Source organism: Companilactobacillus formosensis, assembly GCF_005405305.1.
Taxonomy (GTDB): domain Bacteria; phylum Bacillota; class Bacilli; order Lactobacillales; family Lactobacillaceae; genus Companilactobacillus; species Companilactobacillus formosensis.
The window spans coordinates 406,701-420,685 of record NZ_BJDU01000001.1 but is presented as its reverse complement, the minus strand read 5'-3'; the positions used below and the strand labels follow the sequence as shown (position 1 = coordinate 420,685).

Genomic DNA, 13,985 nt, shown 5'->3' with positions numbered 1-13,985 from the left:
TTAAATCTCCCTGCGACCTAGAACGGCACTCTTTAACGTCATTTCATCGGCATATTCAATGTCTGATCCGACTGCTAAACCATGTGCCAATCTAGTTACTTTTATTCCTGCTGGCTTAACTAATTTGGCTAAATATTGAGCGGTTGCTTCCCCTTCTGGCGTTGCATTTGTAGCAATAATCAATTCTTTAACACTTTGGTTTTGCTTCAAACGATTAAGCAACATCTTAATATTCAAATCTTCTGGGCCAACTCCATCAACTGGCGATAAGACCCCTCCTAGGACGTGATACAAGCCATTATAGCCGTTCATATCATCTAAGGACATGATGTCTTTAGCTTGTTCAACGACTAAAATAGTTGATTGATCACGACTCTTATCACTACAAATTGGACAAATATCCTCAGTGGTAATATTTCCACAAATTTTACATTTCTTCAAATCTGTCTTAGCGGAAATTAAATTATCAGCGAATTCCTTAACTTGGTCTTTGTCCATGCCAAGCGTGAAAAATGCCATTCGAGTAGCAGTCTTGCGACCAATACCCGGCAACATCATATAACTATCGATTAATTTCGAAATTGGTTCTGGATATTTCATTATATCAACCCGTTTGTGTATTTACCTAATTTTGCTTGTTTGTCATCATCAACAGCCTTGAAAGCATTGTTCAAAGCATCGATCAACATATCTTGCAATGTATCTGGATCATCTGGATCGATAATCTTGTCGCTGATTGTCATATCAGCAATTTTCTTGTCACCTGTAACTTTAACAACGACAAAGTCATCGACTGATTTACCAGTATATTCTGTCTTATTAAGTTCTTCAGTTGTAGCTTGAACTTCTTTTTGCATCTTTTGGGCTTGGCGCATGATATTGGCCATGTTGCCACCCATTCCACCCATATTTGGCATTCCTTTACTCATAATAATTCCTCCTAGTCATTTTTTACATCAACTATATCGTCACCAAATAATTTTAATGCTTCATCAACGGTGGGATCAGTTTTTTTAGTTTCTTTATTAGATTTTACCGTGTTTTTCTTGGTTGAATCAATATTATTATCAATATATTCTTTTCTTATTTTAGGCCAGTCGACCTTAGGCACGAGAACTATTTGACAATCTTTTTTCAACAACCTACTAGCATTGTCGGTCAAAGATTGCAAAAAGTCACTATCATCTTGAACTTGTTCGAACCACATGGCGTAATCAAAAGCGACTACGATGCCTTCTGAAGATGCAGCAACCGGTTGTGCGACTCTCATCATAGCACGTTGTGAAATTGAAAGCATACTCATTAGTTCTGGCCACATATCTCTAGCTGCCGCCAAATCATTCTTAGTAGCACTGCCGAGAACTTTGTAAATTGCAGTCTTGTTCAAGCGGGTATTGTTGTTAGCACGATGATGAGGTCTAGGCTTTGAACTACTCTTTTGCACGATCGCACCGCTAGACAAGTCCTTGACTTCATTTTGTAGATGAGAAACTTCGTCACGTAATTTATCGATGACTTCATTTTCAACTGGTGCCTCCGCCTCTGGAGCTGCAGTTTTTGCGACCTGAGGTTCAGAAATCTTAACAGTTAAAATTTCCATGTAGATATCAGTCTGATTGGAATTCTTGAGATTCTTTTGGGTTGCACTGACTTGATCAACGATGTAGAACAAGCGGTCATTATCAAATTTATCCGCAATTGCCAATAATTCTTTTGTCATAATTGAACTATCCATCTGCTTAGATAAATCGGAATTGGAATTATACAAAATCAAATTACGACAAACTCGAATGATCATCTCTGTAAATCGTAACGCCGAACGACCACTCTCCAAAATTTGATACAAACTAGTCAAAGCTTGAGCAGGCTTGTTCTCAGCAATCGCCGTCATATAAGAAACAATTTGTTCATTGCTCAAAGCGCCGGTTACTTCTTGAGCATTTTTGAGGGTTAATTCATCATCGCCATACGATAAAGCTTGATCCAAAATACTCAAGGCATCACGCATTCCACCTTCAGCAGAAGCAGCGATAATGTCTAAGCCTTCTTCGTCATACTTAATGTTCTTGTCATTTAAAATAAAAGTCATTCGTTTCAGAATATCTTGTTTAGAAATTCTTCTGAAATTAAAACTTTGTGTTCTAGAAATAATTGTTGCAGGAATCTTTTGGGGCTCAGTTGTTGCCAAAATAAACATAACATTTGCTGGTGGTTCTTCCAATGTTTTCAGTAAGGCATTGAATGCACCTTGAGAAAGCATATGAACTTCATCAATGATATAAACTTTATATTTAGCTTCAGTTGGAGCGTATTTAACTTTGTCACGAATGTCACGGATCTCTTCGACACCGTTGTTTGAGGCCGCATCAATTTCAATCACGTCATTTAAGCGATTTTCGTTTGCTGCCAAACAAATTTCACATTCATTACAAGGCTCGCCATCTTGGGGGTTAAGACAATTGACTGCCTTAGCTAAAATCTTTGCACAGGATGTCTTCCCAGTACCACGTGGCCCACTGAACAAATACGCATGACTAGTCATATTGCTAGCCACCGCATTTCTCAGAGTCTGAGTAATGACATCTTGGCCAATTACGTCAGAAAAAGTTTGGGGACGCCAAACTCGATAAAGTGCTTGATATGCCATTTTTTCTCCTTCAAAAAAATCTGATATGTAAATTTTAACACAAAAAAACTCCTAATCCGGAATAGATTAGGAGGCTAATATACATAACAAAAGGCACATGGCACACCTTACTTAGTGCTGCTTTCTTCCGAACCTGACACGATTCGCAAGAGCACCATTGCCCTAAGGCCTTACGGCAATAACTATGATACTATAAATCACAAATTTTTTCTACTTTTTGCGACGAATTTCTCGAAAGAAATTGCGAAGAAGATCAGCTGCCTCTTGGTCTTTGACTCCACTTAACACCTCTGGTTGATGATTATAGCGGGTCTCAGCCAACAAATTATTAATGGAACCAACTGACCCTGCTTTAGGATCCTTGGCACCATAAATAACTTCCTCAATACGACTATTAATAATCGCTCCAGCACACATTGGACAAGGTTCCAGCGTGACAAACAAACTCGTGTGTTCCAGACGCCAGCTCCCAACTTTTGCACAAGCTGCTTCAATTGCAATAATCTCAGCATGCTTAATAGCATTTTGGGTTTCCTCACGTTCGTTTGAGCCACGAGCAATAACTTCACCAGTCTGATTGTCCACAATGATACAACCAATAGGAACTTCTCTTCTAGACTCAGCTTTTTTTGCTTCTTCTAATGCTAAATCCATGTACTCATTTATTTTATCTTCTGAAAATATCATTTTTAACCGATTAAATTAGTTACTTTCTTTTCTAAATATTTGGGAAATACTGGTGCTTTGATTTTTAATTGTTCTTGTTCTTTTTTCAAAGTTTCCAAGATATCAATCAATTCACGTACTTGATCATCGGATAGTGTACCGACAAAAGCCATTAATTTTTCGTTACCGTGAAGATATTTATCAACATATTCTTCCAATTGCTTGCGATCATTTTGAATCGTCTTATTTTTCAAAAGATGAATTACAGATGATACCGTTAAAATTGTACCTGCAGAAATTGCAGAAATAATGATTCCAATTACGATTTTTTTCTTCATAAGTAAACGCCTCCAACATGAATATACCATATTCAGGAGTAATTTAAATCAATTTACTTTTCAAAATATAATATCCTTTATCACGTGTGACTACTTCAACGTTGCCAAAAGTTTCATCCATTAGTTTTTTAGCTGAAGGAGCACCTTGTTTCTTTTGCAAGACGATCCACAATTCACCATTTGGTTCGAGATAGTCTTTTGAGTCAGCCAAAATTGAATTGACAACTTTTTTACCAGCACGAACTGGTGGATTAGAAACAATCAATGCATATTTGCCTGATACCTTATCATAAGTATCTGATTCAAAAATCTCAACGTTTTTAATTTGGTTGTTATCGGCATTTTTCTTAGCCAAATCTAATGCTCTTAGATTAACGTCAACCATAGTTATCTCTCGTTTAGTTTGCTCTTTAGCCAAAGCCAAACCGATTGGACCATAGCCACAGCCAACGTCTAAGATATTGCCATTAGGAATGTTCTGGAAATCAATTGCTTCAATTAGTACTCGTGAACCGTAATCGATCGTTTGTCTGGAGAAAACCCCACTGTCAGACATAAAATCTAAATTATGCTTACGTAAAGTAAAATTGAAATTCTTAACTTCATGCTCCACACTAGGAGTATTTTCAAAATATTGATTAGCCATAGGTTTCATCCTTCCTTTTTTGGATAAAAAAAAATCCTCTTACGAGGATTAATTTTAACATAAAGTGTATTACTTCAATGTAACTGTTGCACCAACAGCTTCTAGTTTTGACTTCATGTCATCAGCGTCAGCCTTAGCAACGCCTTCCTTGATAACCTTAGGAGCACCATCAACAAGGTCCTTTGAGTCCTTCAAGCCAAGTCCTGTGATACCACGAACTTCCTTGATAACCTTAACCTTTTCTTGACCTGCTTCTGTAAGTTCAACGTCAAATGAGTCCTTTTCTGCAGCAGCGTCGCCACCAGCAGCACCGGCAGCAGCAACTGGAGCAGCAGCCTTAACGTCAAATTCGTCTTCAATAGCCTTAACAAGGTCGTTAAGTTCTAGAATTGATGCATCTTTTAAATCATCGATAATCTTTTGTGTATCTAAAGCCATTATTGTATCCTCCAAATATTATGAGTTTTTTTAGTTAATGTAATTAAGCTTCTTGTCCGTCGTCTTCTTTGTCAGCGAGTGCTTTAACAACCATAGCAAAGTCGCGTACAGGAGCTTGTAATACAGATACCAACATTGATAGCAAGCCATCTCTGTCTGGTAATGTAGCTAATTCTTGAATTTCGTCAAGAGATGCAGCTTTACCTTCGATGATTCCACCCTTGATTTCAACGGCGTCAACATCTTTGGCAAACTTAGCAGCAATCTTAGCAGGTCCAACAGGATCTTCTTCAGAATAAGCGATAGCTGTAGGTCCAACGAAGAACTTCTCTAGACCTTCAACACCAGCTTTTTCAGCTGCACGTCTCAAGATTGTATTCTTAACAACTTGCATAGTAGCATTTTGTTCACGTAATTCAGCACGCATTTCAGTTGCTTGTTCAACTGTTAGACCTAAGTAATCAACAACGATTACTGATTTTGCGCCTGTAAGTTGCTTAGCAATTTCATCTACTTCTGCTTGTTTTTGTGCTAATACTTCTTGCTTCATTATTACGTTTCACCTCCACAATTTTTTAGTTAATCTTCTACAAATTCGGCTAAAAATATAAAATCCCTGTGCCCTAAGGACACAGAGATTAAGTGAAATAATCTTCTGGCCTCGGCAGGATATTAAGACTTTCATCACCTGAGTCTTCGGTAGAAATCAACTATGATAATTTATCATTATTTTGGTAATTAGTCAACACTTATTAAGCGTTGATCTTTAGACCAGGTCCAAATGTAGATGTCATGTTTACACTGACAATATAGTTACCCTTCAATGATGCAGGACGTGCTTTAGCAATTGTACCGTAGAATGAATTGAAGTTTTCTACGATCTTGTTTGTATCAAATGACATCTTACCGATTGGTGCGTGGATAAGACCATTTGAATCTACACGGTATGTAACTTGTCCGGCTTTAATATCATTAACAGCCTTTGTAACATCCATTGTAACTGTACCTGTCTTAGGGTTAGGCATCAAACCTTTAGGTCCAAGAACACGACCTAAACGACCAACTTTGGCCATCATAGGTGGTGTAGCAACGGCAACGTCAAAGTCCAACCAGCCGTCTTGAATCTTTTCTACAAGGTCGTCTGAACCAACGATATCAGCGCCGGCTGCTTCTGCATCCTTAGCTTGTTGTCCTTCAGCGAAGACGATAACCTTTTGAGTTTTACCTGTACCGTTAGGTAGTACGATAGCACCACGAATTTGTTGATCAGCTTGTTTAGGATCAACATCCAAATTGATAGCAACTTCAACAGTTGCATCGAATTTAGCGTAGTCAACTTTCTTCAATAGTTCTACAGCTTCTTCAGCAGTATAACTTTTGTTTTTATCTACTTGTTTTAATGCTTCTGTATATTTTTTTCCATGCTTAGCCATGCTAAGTTCCTCCTTGCTTTGTGGTCTTACGGGGTTTTCCCCTCCCACTTGTTAAGAATGCTTTCACATTCTTTGTAAACTGCTCAATCTAGTCTTTTACTTTACTTCAAAGCCCATACTTCTTGCAGTACCAGCAACCATACGCATTGCAGATTCAACACTAGCAGCGTTTAGGTCTTTCATCTTGGTTTCAGCAATTTCGCGAACTTGGTCTTCAGTAACTGTGGCAACCTTGTTTGTGTTAGGTTCGCCAGAGCCCTTTTCAACGCCAGCAGCTTTCTTCAATAGAACTGCAGCTGGTGGTGTCTTAGTAACGAAATCGAATGAACGGTCTTCGTATACTGAGATAACAACAGGGATAATCATACCCTTTTGATCTTGTGTACGTGCATTGAAGTCCTTTGTAAAGGCAACAATGTTAATACCAGCTTGTCCTAGTGCAGGACCAACTGGAGGAGCTGGAGTAGCCTGTCCAGCAGGGATTTGTAATTTTACTACGTTAGCAACTTTTTTAGCCACGGTGCATACCTCCTTGTTCCGTGATGTGGTCATGATGAGAATAAAAATTTTCTCTCCCACATGTATGTGTCAAAAACATACCGTTATATAGTAGCACGGCCTACTAGTCTTTTCAATAACTATTTTTGTTTTTCAACTGATGTGAAATCAAGTTCAGCTGAAGTCATACGTCCAAACATATCAACGTCAACTTTAAGTTTTCTGTGTTCATCATCGATTTCAGTGATCTTACCAGTTGTATCTGAAAAGGCACCATCAGTAATATTAACTGTTTCGCCAACTTCAAAGTCAGATGGCTTATTAGCATTCATGCCGTATTGTTTCATGATGCTATCAATTTCCTCGGGTAATAGTGGTGCAGGCTTACTACCTGAACCGTGACTGCCGACAAATCCAGTAACGCCTGGTGTATTACGAACGATAAACCATGATTCATCACTCATAACCATTTGTACTAAAACGTAACCAGGGAAAGTTTTTTCCATTTCTTTCTTTTCTTTACCGTTTTTCATTTTTGTTTCTTCTTCTTCAGGAACAACTGCTTGGAAAATGTAATCTTCCATACCCATTGATTGAGCACGTGATTCTAGATTTTCCTTAACTTTGTTTTCATATCCTGAATAGGTATGCAAAACATACCATTGTTTTTCGCCAGCTTCAGCCATAATTTCCTCCAAAATTCAAAATAAAAAAACTCCGAACCACAGTCGAAGTTTTTCTGATTGCTAATATCATAGCAAATTTTTAGCATTCTTACAATCTATTTACCCATGATAAAGGTTTGTAATAGTTTAATTAGACCCCAATCAACTATGGCAAAGAAGATTGCATACATTAATGATGTAGCGATAACAGTCCATGTATCACGCTTATTTTCTTTAAATGTAGGCCAAACAACTAATTTCATTTCTTTATTGACACTACCAAAAAATTTAAATAGTTTCATTTGTTCCTCCAGCTTATCTTGTTTCTTTATGTAACGTGTGTTTTCCACAGTGCTTACAGAACTTTTTAACTTCTAGACGTTCTGTGCGGTTTGGGTTCTCGCTGATTGTGTAGTTACGTGAACCACAAACAGTGCAAGCTAATGCGACTTTTCTTAATCCCATGTTTATCTCCAAAATCTATTCTTAATCTTATTAATTGTAAACTCTGGAAGGTTGTTTGTCCATTGCAAACTCATGACAAATCTGTATCGTCTCGTTTCAAAATCAGATATTTCAAGCGATAAATCGCATTTTGAATTTTTTTAGGAGTACACGACTCTTTCTTACAAGCTTGTTCCATAGTTATCTTGCCTAAGATGAATTGCATCGCTGTTAATTCCAGTTTACTCATACTTTTAGTCAAGATTTCAACTTGATCTTTTACTTCTATTAAGTAACGATGACCGTCAATTGGTTGTTGATTAGGATGAACTTCTAAAGGCTCTGTCATTCCATTGATTTTTCTCTTACTCGCATTTTCGCGTCTGATCAAATCAATAACTCGCCGTTCAAATTTCATCTTAAAGAAGCTACCAAATCTCGAGCCACTGGTGCCATCAAAAATTTGGCAAGTCTCATAACAAGTAATAAAAGCCTCTTGATACCAGTCTTCACGATCAAAGCCAACAATGTAATAATGCTTAGCTAAATTATCGATCATCGGATGATATTTCTTCACTAGTTTATCTAGGGCTGGTGAATCTCTATTAGTTCTGACTTGTTCAATCCATAGTGATTCTAGGCTATACATTTAGTGTGTTATTGTGGGAATAATTTTATATTTTTAGAATAACATTGCTATTTCCCGCATTAAAAGAGAACATTTGTTTACAAAAAAAACGAATGAAATTTAATCATTCGTTTAATATAAATTACGCATTTCTGGAAGCAAAAGCTTGATACAACAAAATACCAGTCGCAACGGAAGCATTCAAACTTTGCACGTGTCCGACCATCGGAATATTCAAAGTTTGATCAGCTTGTTTGAGAACTAGTGGTGAGATTCCTTTACCTTCGTTACCAATGATTAGAGCAACTGCTCCTTTGGCATTCCAGTTACGGTAATTGTCACCTTCCATAGCTGTACCAAAGACCCAGACATTTTTCTTCTTCAAGTCTTTGATCGTATTAACTAGGTTAGTTACACGGACCACTGGCACGTATTCAATAGCACCCGTTGAAGTCTTAGCAACGGTTGAAGTAAGTCCAGTTGAACGATGCTTTGGCACGATGATTCCATGAACTCCTACAGCATCGGCTGTACGCATGATTGAACCGAGATTATGAGGATCTTCAATTTTATCCAAAATCAAAATAAAAGGATCTTCATTTTTCTTCTTGGCATTGTCAAAGATGTCTTGCATTTCAGCGTATTGATAAGGGGCAATATAGGCTGCCATTCCTTGGTGATTGCCACCCTCACTAATATCATCCAACTTGTTCTTAGGTACTTCTTGAACGATCAAACGGTCACGTTTAGCTAATTTAATAGCTTCTGCGATGTGTTCACTTGAAAGTCCCTTTTGAACTAAAACTTTATTGACACGTTGATCAGCTGTTGAAGATTTCAATAATTCAATTACTGAATGAACTCCATAAACTAATTCTTTTTCTTCACTGTTATTATTTCTATTCGAATTTCCGGTCATCTGCTGCACCACTTTCTACTTCATTTATACACCACAATGCAAGTTCTTTAACACGTTCTTTGTCTCCAGTAATATCCAAGTAACCAAAGACGGCTTCAAAACCAGTGGACATATGATAAGTGACAACACTTGTATTCTTTGCTTTAGTTTGCTTCTTGGCATTACGCCCGTTCTTGTAAATCCTTACTTCTTGTTCAGTCAAAACATCGTTATCGAGCATCAAAGTTATCAATGAAGCTTGAGCTTTCGCTGATACGTAATGTTTGGCTTGGTGTTGTAATTCATTTACTTTGACGATATTTTTGGACAACAAATGTTCACGAATAAATACTTCATAAACAGCGTCGCCTAAATAAGCCAAAGTTACACCATTAAATTTCTTAACATCAGTCATTAATATGCCACCGTGTTCCTTGAGGGGTATCTTCTAAGATTACGCCCATATCTTTTAGTTGGTCACGTAATTTATCACTCGTAGCAAAATCTTTATCGGCACGAGCTTGGTCACGTTGATCGACCATTTGTTGAATTTCTTCAGAAAGGTCTTGTTGACTATCCAAGTTGATTCCGAGAATACTTGTCAAATCAGCCATAGCTTTTAGGATAACATTTACAGCATTTTTAGCAACCGTATCTCTTGACGAATAGTTGTTAGCCAAACTGACCAAATTAAAGATTTCTGTCAAACCATTTTGAACGTTAAAGTCATCATTCATGGCAGTCTTAAAGTCTTCAATAATGTCTTGTGTTTGAGTAGCAATTTCTGCATCATCCGTATCTTTAGCATCATCCAATCTGAATTTCAAATTGTTATAAGCTGTCTTGATCTTGTCCAAATTATCGGCAGCTTTTTGCAAATTAGCTTGGGAATATTCGAGTGGACGACGGTAATGAGTTGATGAAAGGAAGAATCTCAAAACTTGTGGGTTCGTCTTCTTAACTAAATCATGAACTGTGACAAAGTTGCCGAGTGACTTACTCATTTTTTCATTGTTTTCAACTGTTACGAAGCCATTGTGCATCCAATAATTAACAAATTTCTTGCCCGTCTTAGCTTCACTTTGAGCAATTTCATTTTCATGGTGTGGGAACTCTAAATCTTGACCACCACCGTGAATGTCAAAGGTCTCGCCTAAATATTTAGTCGACATTACTGAACATTCAATGTGCCAACCTGGACGACCCTCACCCCAAGGAGAGTCCCATTTGATTTCACCTGGTTTAGCTTTTTTCCAAAGCACGAAGTCGATTGGATCTTGTTTCTTATCAAATTCAGCTTCACCAATGTGTTCACTGGCACCTTCAACTAATTGATCGATATTTTGGTCAGAAAGCTCTCCGTAATGTTTAAACTTTCTAGCTCGATAAAAGACATCCCCATCAGATTCATAAGCATAGCCTTTATCAATTAAAACTTTGACAAAGTCGATAATATCTTGAATATTGTCAGTAGCTCTAGGATTGATAGTCGCTTTTTGAACATTGATAGCGGCAATATCTTCATAAAAGGCTTTGATAAAACGATTAGCAACTTCTGGAACAGTGATTCCTTCACGATTAGCTTCTTTAATCATTTTGTCATCAACATCAGTGAAGTTAGATACAAATTTTACCTTGTAGCCTAAAAATTCCAAATAACGACGAACTGTATCAAATGCTACGATCGAACGAGCATTACCAATGTGAATGTAGTTGTACACGGTAGGACCACAGACGTACATGTTGACTTGATTAGGTGTTATTGGTTTAAATTCTTCTTTTTCACGGGTCAATGTATTGAAAATTTTCAACATAATCTTCACCTATATAAAAAAGAGCTTGGAGGCAAACTAAGTTTTCCTTCAACCTCTTTTTCTTTTCTTTTAGTTTTTTTCGCGCTTTATTTCATTTCGTTCAAAGTCTTGTCGATATTTGCAAGAGCTTGTTCTTTACCAAACAATTCGATAGTTTCAGCAATTGCTGGACCATGCATTGTTCTAGTAGCAGCAATTCTAGCTGGCATGTATAGTTTTCTACCCTTAACACCAGTATCAGCACGAACTGATTGAATAGCATCCATGATTTGAGCAGCTGTGAAACGTGGCAATTTTTCTAACTTACCTTTCAAGTCTTCAATAGCAGTCTTAGCATCATCGTCAGCTAATTCTTTTTGTTCATCATCTGTTAAGTGTTCTGGTTGGTTGAAGAAAACATCAGCCAAGTCAACGATTTGTTGAGTATATGACATTTGTGGCATGTATAGTTCTGTCAAATGTCTTACCCATTGAATTTCATCAGTGCTTGGATTTTCTTGGACACGTTTTGCTTCAATCAAGTTAGCAAGTACTAAGTCAGTGATTTCACTAACATCAGCGTGTTTAACGTATTGGTTGTTGACCCATTCTAGTTTCTTTTGGTCGAATTTGGCAGGTGATTTACTCAAACGGTGTTCGTCAAAAATCTTGATAAATTGTTTGCGAGTAAATAATTCGTCTTCACCAACTGGTGACCAGCCTAGAAGTGTAATGAAGTTGAACATAGCTTCTGGTAGGTAACCTAATTCACGATATTGTTCGATAAATTGTAGGATTGATTCATCACGTTTACTTAGTTTCTTACCAGTTTCAGTATTGATGATCAATGTCATATGACCGAATTTTGGAGCTTCCCAGCCTAAGGCATCGTAAATCATCAATTGTTTTGGTGTGTTGGCAACGTGATCATCACCACGAAGAACATGACTGATTTCCATCAAATGGTCATCAATAACAACCGCAAAGTTGTAAGTTGGCATACCATCACGTTTTTGGATAACCCAATCTCCACCGATAGTATCTGAACCAATTGAAACTTTACCCTTTACGATATCGTCCCATTCGTAGTTCTTACCAACTGGTACGTGGAATCTAACAACTGGTTGAACACCAGCATCTTCTGCTTCTTTGATCTTAGCAGCTTTCTCTTCGTCAGACATACCTTCGAATTCGTATTCGTAGTGAGGCATTTGTCCGTGAGCTTCTTGATCCTCACGCATTGCTTGTAGTTGTTCTTCAGTCAGATATGATTTGTAAGCTAAACCTTTTTCTAGTAATTCATCAATGTATTTTTGATAAATTTCTTTTCTTTCTGATTGACGATATGGACCATAGTCACCACCGACATCTGGACCTTCATCCCAATCAACGCCAAGCCATTTAAGGTTTTCTAGTTGACTCTTTGTTCCACCTTTAACGTTTCTCTTTGTATCTGTATCTTCAATACGGATAACGAAAGTTCCCTTGTGACTACGTGCGAACAAGTAGTTAAAGATAGCTGTTCTAGCATTCCCAATGTGCAAGTGACCTGTTGGACTTGGTGCATATCTTACACGAATTTTATTATCTGACTTTTTTGCCATTTCTGTGTTCTCCCCTTTTATTTCTCGAGTTGTTTTTATTCGAATTCCGGTTGCCATTGTTACGGTTACGATTTCCATTATTGCGGTTACCGCCGTTATGGTTATTGTTACCGTTATGGTTGTTTGAATTCTCCTTGGCACTACTCTTTTCCTGGATACCATGTATTGAATGTTTAGGCTTTGCAAATATCATTTTACCAGCATCAGTTTGCAATGCACTAGTTACGATGACTTCGACGTCTTTATTGATAAAGTATTTACCTTCTTCAACAACGACCATCGTACCATCTTCTAGGTATGCGACACCTTGCTCTCTTTCAGTACCCTCTTTTATAACTTTAACAGTCATTGCCTCTCCTGGCAAAATCATTGGTTTCAAGACTTTGGCTAGTTCGTTAATGTTAAGTACCTGAACATTTTGAAATTCACTTACCTTACTTAAATTATAATCATTTGTCATGACGGCACCACCAATTTCTTTGGCTAATTTAAGTAATTTCATGTCAACTTCTGGTATATTATCATAATCTCGCGTTGTTGTTTCATAATTAATAGTTTGATCCATTTTCATTTCGTTCAAAATGTCCAAACCACGACGTCCACGTTCACGCTTTTGGCTATCGCTGGAATCGGAAATTAATTGCAATTCATGAACAACAAAATCCGGAATCATCAACTTACCTTCCAAAAAGCCAGTTTCAGCTAATTGGTGAATCCGACCATCAATAATTACTGAAGTATCCAAAATCTTATATGGATAAAAATCTTTTTTGGCAGAACGACGAGTTACTTCACCTTCAGCAGCAATCTGGTCGCTCTTATCATTAGCTTTGTTATTTCGTTTAGTAATGGAGAAATTAGTCCAGTCATTTCGACGACTAGTTCCCATTCGAAAACCAATCCAACCAAAGACAATCATTAAAATTACCGGAATCACATTAGAAAACATATTGTGCATCATGTAAAAAGGAATTGAAATGATATTTGCCAAAACTAGACCTACGATTAGAAAAGTTGCACCATAAATGATCCAACCAGGTGATCTAGAATTTAGATATTTTTCAATTTTTTGGTTCAAATCCATAATTGGTCTAACAAACAAGAACGACAAAAAATAAAATATAATACATCCAATAAGTCCTTCAAAATAGCCGTTATTGATAAAAGCAATTCCTGCTAAACCGAAAATTTCCCACAAACTAGGTAAAATCGTAATTCCGACTGCAATACCTAGCAAAGCAAAAACTATATTTATTACAATTTTTCGCATAAAAACCTCCTTAATTT

At 37.3% G+C, this 13,985-nt stretch carries 19 protein-coding genes, 1 other RNA gene and 1 other annotated feature; all 20 genes read right to left on the bottom strand.

The window, feature by feature from the left end; all coding sequences use genetic code 11:
• Window positions 1-600, bottom strand: a complete 600-nt coding sequence (gene recR, locus FFM65_RS02090; protein ID WP_010018683.1) for a recombination mediator RecR — start codon at window positions 598-600, stop codon at window positions 1-3.
• A complete protein-coding gene (locus FFM65_RS02085; protein ID WP_119317406.1) occupies window positions 600-929 on the bottom strand; it encodes a YbaB/EbfC family nucleoid-associated protein in 330 nt (109 codons plus the stop codon). The genes recR and FFM65_RS02085 overlap by 1 nt, the downstream gene beginning before the upstream one ends.
• A gap of 11 nt (window positions 930-940) precedes the next feature.
• Window positions 941-2,647, bottom strand: a complete 1,707-nt coding sequence (gene dnaX / locus FFM65_RS02080) for a DNA polymerase III subunit gamma/tau (protein ID WP_119317405.1) — start codon at window positions 2,645-2,647, stop codon at window positions 941-943.
• An 84-nt stretch (window positions 2,648-2,731) separates the two neighbouring features.
• Window positions 2,732-2,814: signal recognition particle sRNA small type (gene ffs, locus FFM65_RS02075), an RNA gene on the bottom strand.
• Window positions 2,815-2,857: 43 nt separating this feature from the next.
• Window positions 2,858-3,334, bottom strand: a complete 477-nt coding sequence (locus FFM65_RS02070) for a nucleoside deaminase (protein WP_162897877.1) — start codon at window positions 3,332-3,334, stop codon at window positions 2,858-2,860.
• 2 nt (window positions 3,335-3,336) lie between these two features.
• Window positions 3,337-3,651 (bottom strand): lipase chaperone, encoded by a 315-nt coding sequence (locus tag FFM65_RS02065; protein ID WP_010018678.1) that lies wholly within the window; start codon window positions 3,649-3,651, stop codon window positions 3,337-3,339.
• A gap of 43 nt (window positions 3,652-3,694) precedes the next feature.
• Window positions 3,695-4,297 carry a class I SAM-dependent methyltransferase gene (locus FFM65_RS02060; protein WP_119317403.1) on the bottom strand — a complete coding sequence of 201 codons (603 nt, stop codon included), beginning with the start codon at window positions 4,295-4,297 and terminating at the stop codon, window positions 3,695-3,697.
• Between the two features lie 69 nt (window positions 4,298-4,366).
• The gene (gene rplL, locus FFM65_RS02055; protein WP_119317402.1) at window positions 4,367-4,735 is read right to left on the bottom strand and encodes a 50S ribosomal protein L7/L12; all 369 of its coding nucleotides are present in this window, start codon (window positions 4,733-4,735) and stop codon (window positions 4,367-4,369) included.
• Window positions 4,736-4,778: 43 nt separating this feature from the next.
• Window positions 4,779-5,285: a 50S ribosomal protein L10 gene (rplJ, locus tag FFM65_RS02050; protein WP_119317401.1), complete on the bottom strand. Its 507-nt coding sequence runs from the start codon at window positions 5,283-5,285 to the stop codon at window positions 4,779-4,781.
• 48 nt (window positions 5,286-5,333) lie between these two features.
• Window positions 5,334-5,453, bottom strand: a sequence feature (ribosomal protein L10 leader region).
• A gap of 34 nt (window positions 5,454-5,487) precedes the next feature.
• Window positions 5,488-6,168, bottom strand: coding sequence for a 50S ribosomal protein L1 (gene rplA / locus FFM65_RS02045; protein ID WP_119317400.1), 681 nt, complete (start codon window positions 6,166-6,168; stop codon window positions 5,488-5,490).
• 96 nt (window positions 6,169-6,264) lie between these two features.
• Window positions 6,265-6,687, bottom strand: a complete 423-nt coding sequence (gene rplK / locus FFM65_RS02040; protein ID WP_010018673.1) for a 50S ribosomal protein L11 — start codon at window positions 6,685-6,687, stop codon at window positions 6,265-6,267.
• A 119-nt stretch (window positions 6,688-6,806) separates the two neighbouring features.
• Window positions 6,807-7,352, bottom strand: a complete 546-nt coding sequence (gene nusG, locus FFM65_RS02035; protein ID WP_057812654.1) for a transcription termination/antitermination protein NusG — start codon at window positions 7,350-7,352, stop codon at window positions 6,807-6,809.
• Between the two features lie 95 nt (window positions 7,353-7,447).
• Window positions 7,448-7,633 carry a preprotein translocase subunit SecE gene (gene secE, locus FFM65_RS02030; protein WP_119317399.1) on the bottom strand — a complete coding sequence of 62 codons (186 nt, stop codon included), beginning with the start codon at window positions 7,631-7,633 and terminating at the stop codon, window positions 7,448-7,450.
• A 13-nt stretch (window positions 7,634-7,646) separates the two neighbouring features.
• The gene (gene rpmG / locus FFM65_RS02025) at window positions 7,647-7,796 is read right to left on the bottom strand and encodes a 50S ribosomal protein L33 (protein WP_010018670.1); all 150 of its coding nucleotides are present in this window, start codon (window positions 7,794-7,796) and stop codon (window positions 7,647-7,649) included.
• 70 nt (window positions 7,797-7,866) lie between these two features.
• Window positions 7,867-8,424: a sigma-70 family RNA polymerase sigma factor gene (locus FFM65_RS02020; protein ID WP_119317398.1), complete on the bottom strand. Its 558-nt coding sequence runs from the start codon at window positions 8,422-8,424 to the stop codon at window positions 7,867-7,869.
• Window positions 8,425-8,545: 121 nt separating this feature from the next.
• Window positions 8,546-9,322, bottom strand: coding sequence for a 23S rRNA (guanosine(2251)-2'-O)-methyltransferase RlmB (rlmB, locus tag FFM65_RS02015; protein ID WP_119317397.1), 777 nt, complete (start codon window positions 9,320-9,322; stop codon window positions 8,546-8,548).
• Window positions 9,303-9,716 (bottom strand): Mini-ribonuclease 3, encoded by a 414-nt coding sequence (locus tag FFM65_RS02010; protein ID WP_010018666.1) that lies wholly within the window; start codon window positions 9,714-9,716, stop codon window positions 9,303-9,305. Before FFM65_RS02010 ends, rlmB begins: the two co-directional genes overlap by 20 nt.
• Complete coding sequence (cysS, locus tag FFM65_RS02005; protein ID WP_119317396.1) at window positions 9,709-11,115, bottom strand: cysteine--tRNA ligase; 1,407 nt, start codon at window positions 11,113-11,115, stop codon at window positions 9,709-9,711. Before cysS ends, FFM65_RS02010 begins: the two co-directional genes overlap by 8 nt.
• Window positions 11,116-11,201: 86 nt before the next feature.
• Window positions 11,202-12,698 carry a glutamate--tRNA ligase gene (gltX, locus tag FFM65_RS02000; protein ID WP_119317395.1) on the bottom strand — a complete coding sequence of 499 codons (1,497 nt, stop codon included), beginning with the start codon at window positions 12,696-12,698 and terminating at the stop codon, window positions 11,202-11,204.
• Window positions 12,679-13,968, bottom strand: a complete 1,290-nt coding sequence (locus tag FFM65_RS01995; protein ID WP_119317394.1) for a PIN/TRAM domain-containing protein — start codon at window positions 13,966-13,968, stop codon at window positions 12,679-12,681. The genes gltX and FFM65_RS01995 overlap by 20 nt, the downstream gene beginning before the upstream one ends.
• Window positions 13,969-13,985 lie beyond the last annotated feature (17 nt).

Bases quoted from the DNA above. Each gene is read 5' to 3' on its own strand.
- recR (WP_010018683.1), bottom strand. From the start codon at position 600: ATGAAATATCCAGAACCAATTTCGAAATTAATCGATAGTTATATGATG.
- FFM65_RS02085 (WP_119317406.1), bottom strand. From the start codon at position 929: ATGAGTAAAGGAATGCCAAATATGGGTGGAATGGGTGGCAACATGGCC.
- dnaX (WP_119317405.1), bottom strand. From the start codon at position 2,647: ATGGCATATCAAGCACTTTATCGAGTTTGGCGTCCCCAAACTTTTTCT.
- FFM65_RS02070 (WP_162897877.1), bottom strand. From the start codon at position 3,334: ATGATATTTTCAGAAGATAAAATAAATGAGTACATGGATTTAGCATTA.
- FFM65_RS02065 (WP_010018678.1), bottom strand. From the start codon at position 3,651: ATGAAGAAAAAAATCGTAATTGGAATCATTATTTCTGCAATTTCTGCA.
- FFM65_RS02060 (WP_119317403.1), bottom strand. From the start codon at position 4,297: ATGGCTAATCAATATTTTGAAAATACTCCTAGTGTGGAGCATGAAGTT.
- rplL (WP_119317402.1), bottom strand. From the start codon at position 4,735: ATGGCTTTAGATACACAAAAGATTATCGATGATTTAAAAGATGCATCA.
- rplJ (WP_119317401.1), bottom strand. From the start codon at position 5,285: ATGAAGCAAGAAGTATTAGCACAAAAACAAGCAGAAGTAGATGAAATT.
- rplA (WP_119317400.1), bottom strand. From the start codon at position 6,168: ATGGCTAAGCATGGAAAAAAATATACAGAAGCATTAAAACAAGTAGAT.
- nusG (WP_057812654.1), bottom strand. From the start codon at position 7,352: ATGGCTGAAGCTGGCGAAAAACAATGGTATGTTTTGCATACCTATTCA.
- secE (WP_119317399.1), bottom strand. From the start codon at position 7,633: ATGAAACTATTTAAATTTTTTGGTAGTGTCAATAAAGAAATGAAATTA.
- rpmG (WP_010018670.1), bottom strand. From the start codon at position 7,796: ATGGGATTAAGAAAAGTCGCATTAGCTTGCACTGTTTGTGGTTCACGT.
- FFM65_RS02020 (WP_119317398.1), bottom strand. From the start codon at position 8,424: ATGTATAGCCTAGAATCACTATGGATTGAACAAGTCAGAACTAATAGA.
- rlmB (WP_119317397.1), bottom strand. From the start codon at position 9,322: ATGACCGGAAATTCGAATAGAAATAATAACAGTGAAGAAAAAGAATTA.
- FFM65_RS02010 (WP_010018666.1), bottom strand. From the start codon at position 9,716: ATGACTGATGTTAAGAAATTTAATGGTGTAACTTTGGCTTATTTAGGC.
- cysS (WP_119317396.1), bottom strand. From the start codon at position 11,115: ATGTTGAAAATTTTCAATACATTGACCCGTGAAAAAGAAGAATTTAAA.
- gltX (WP_119317395.1), bottom strand. From the start codon at position 12,698: ATGGCAAAAAAGTCAGATAATAAAATTCGTGTAAGATATGCACCAAGT.
- FFM65_RS01995 (WP_119317394.1), bottom strand. From the start codon at position 13,968: ATGCGAAAAATTGTAATAAATATAGTTTTTGCTTTGCTAGGTATTGCA.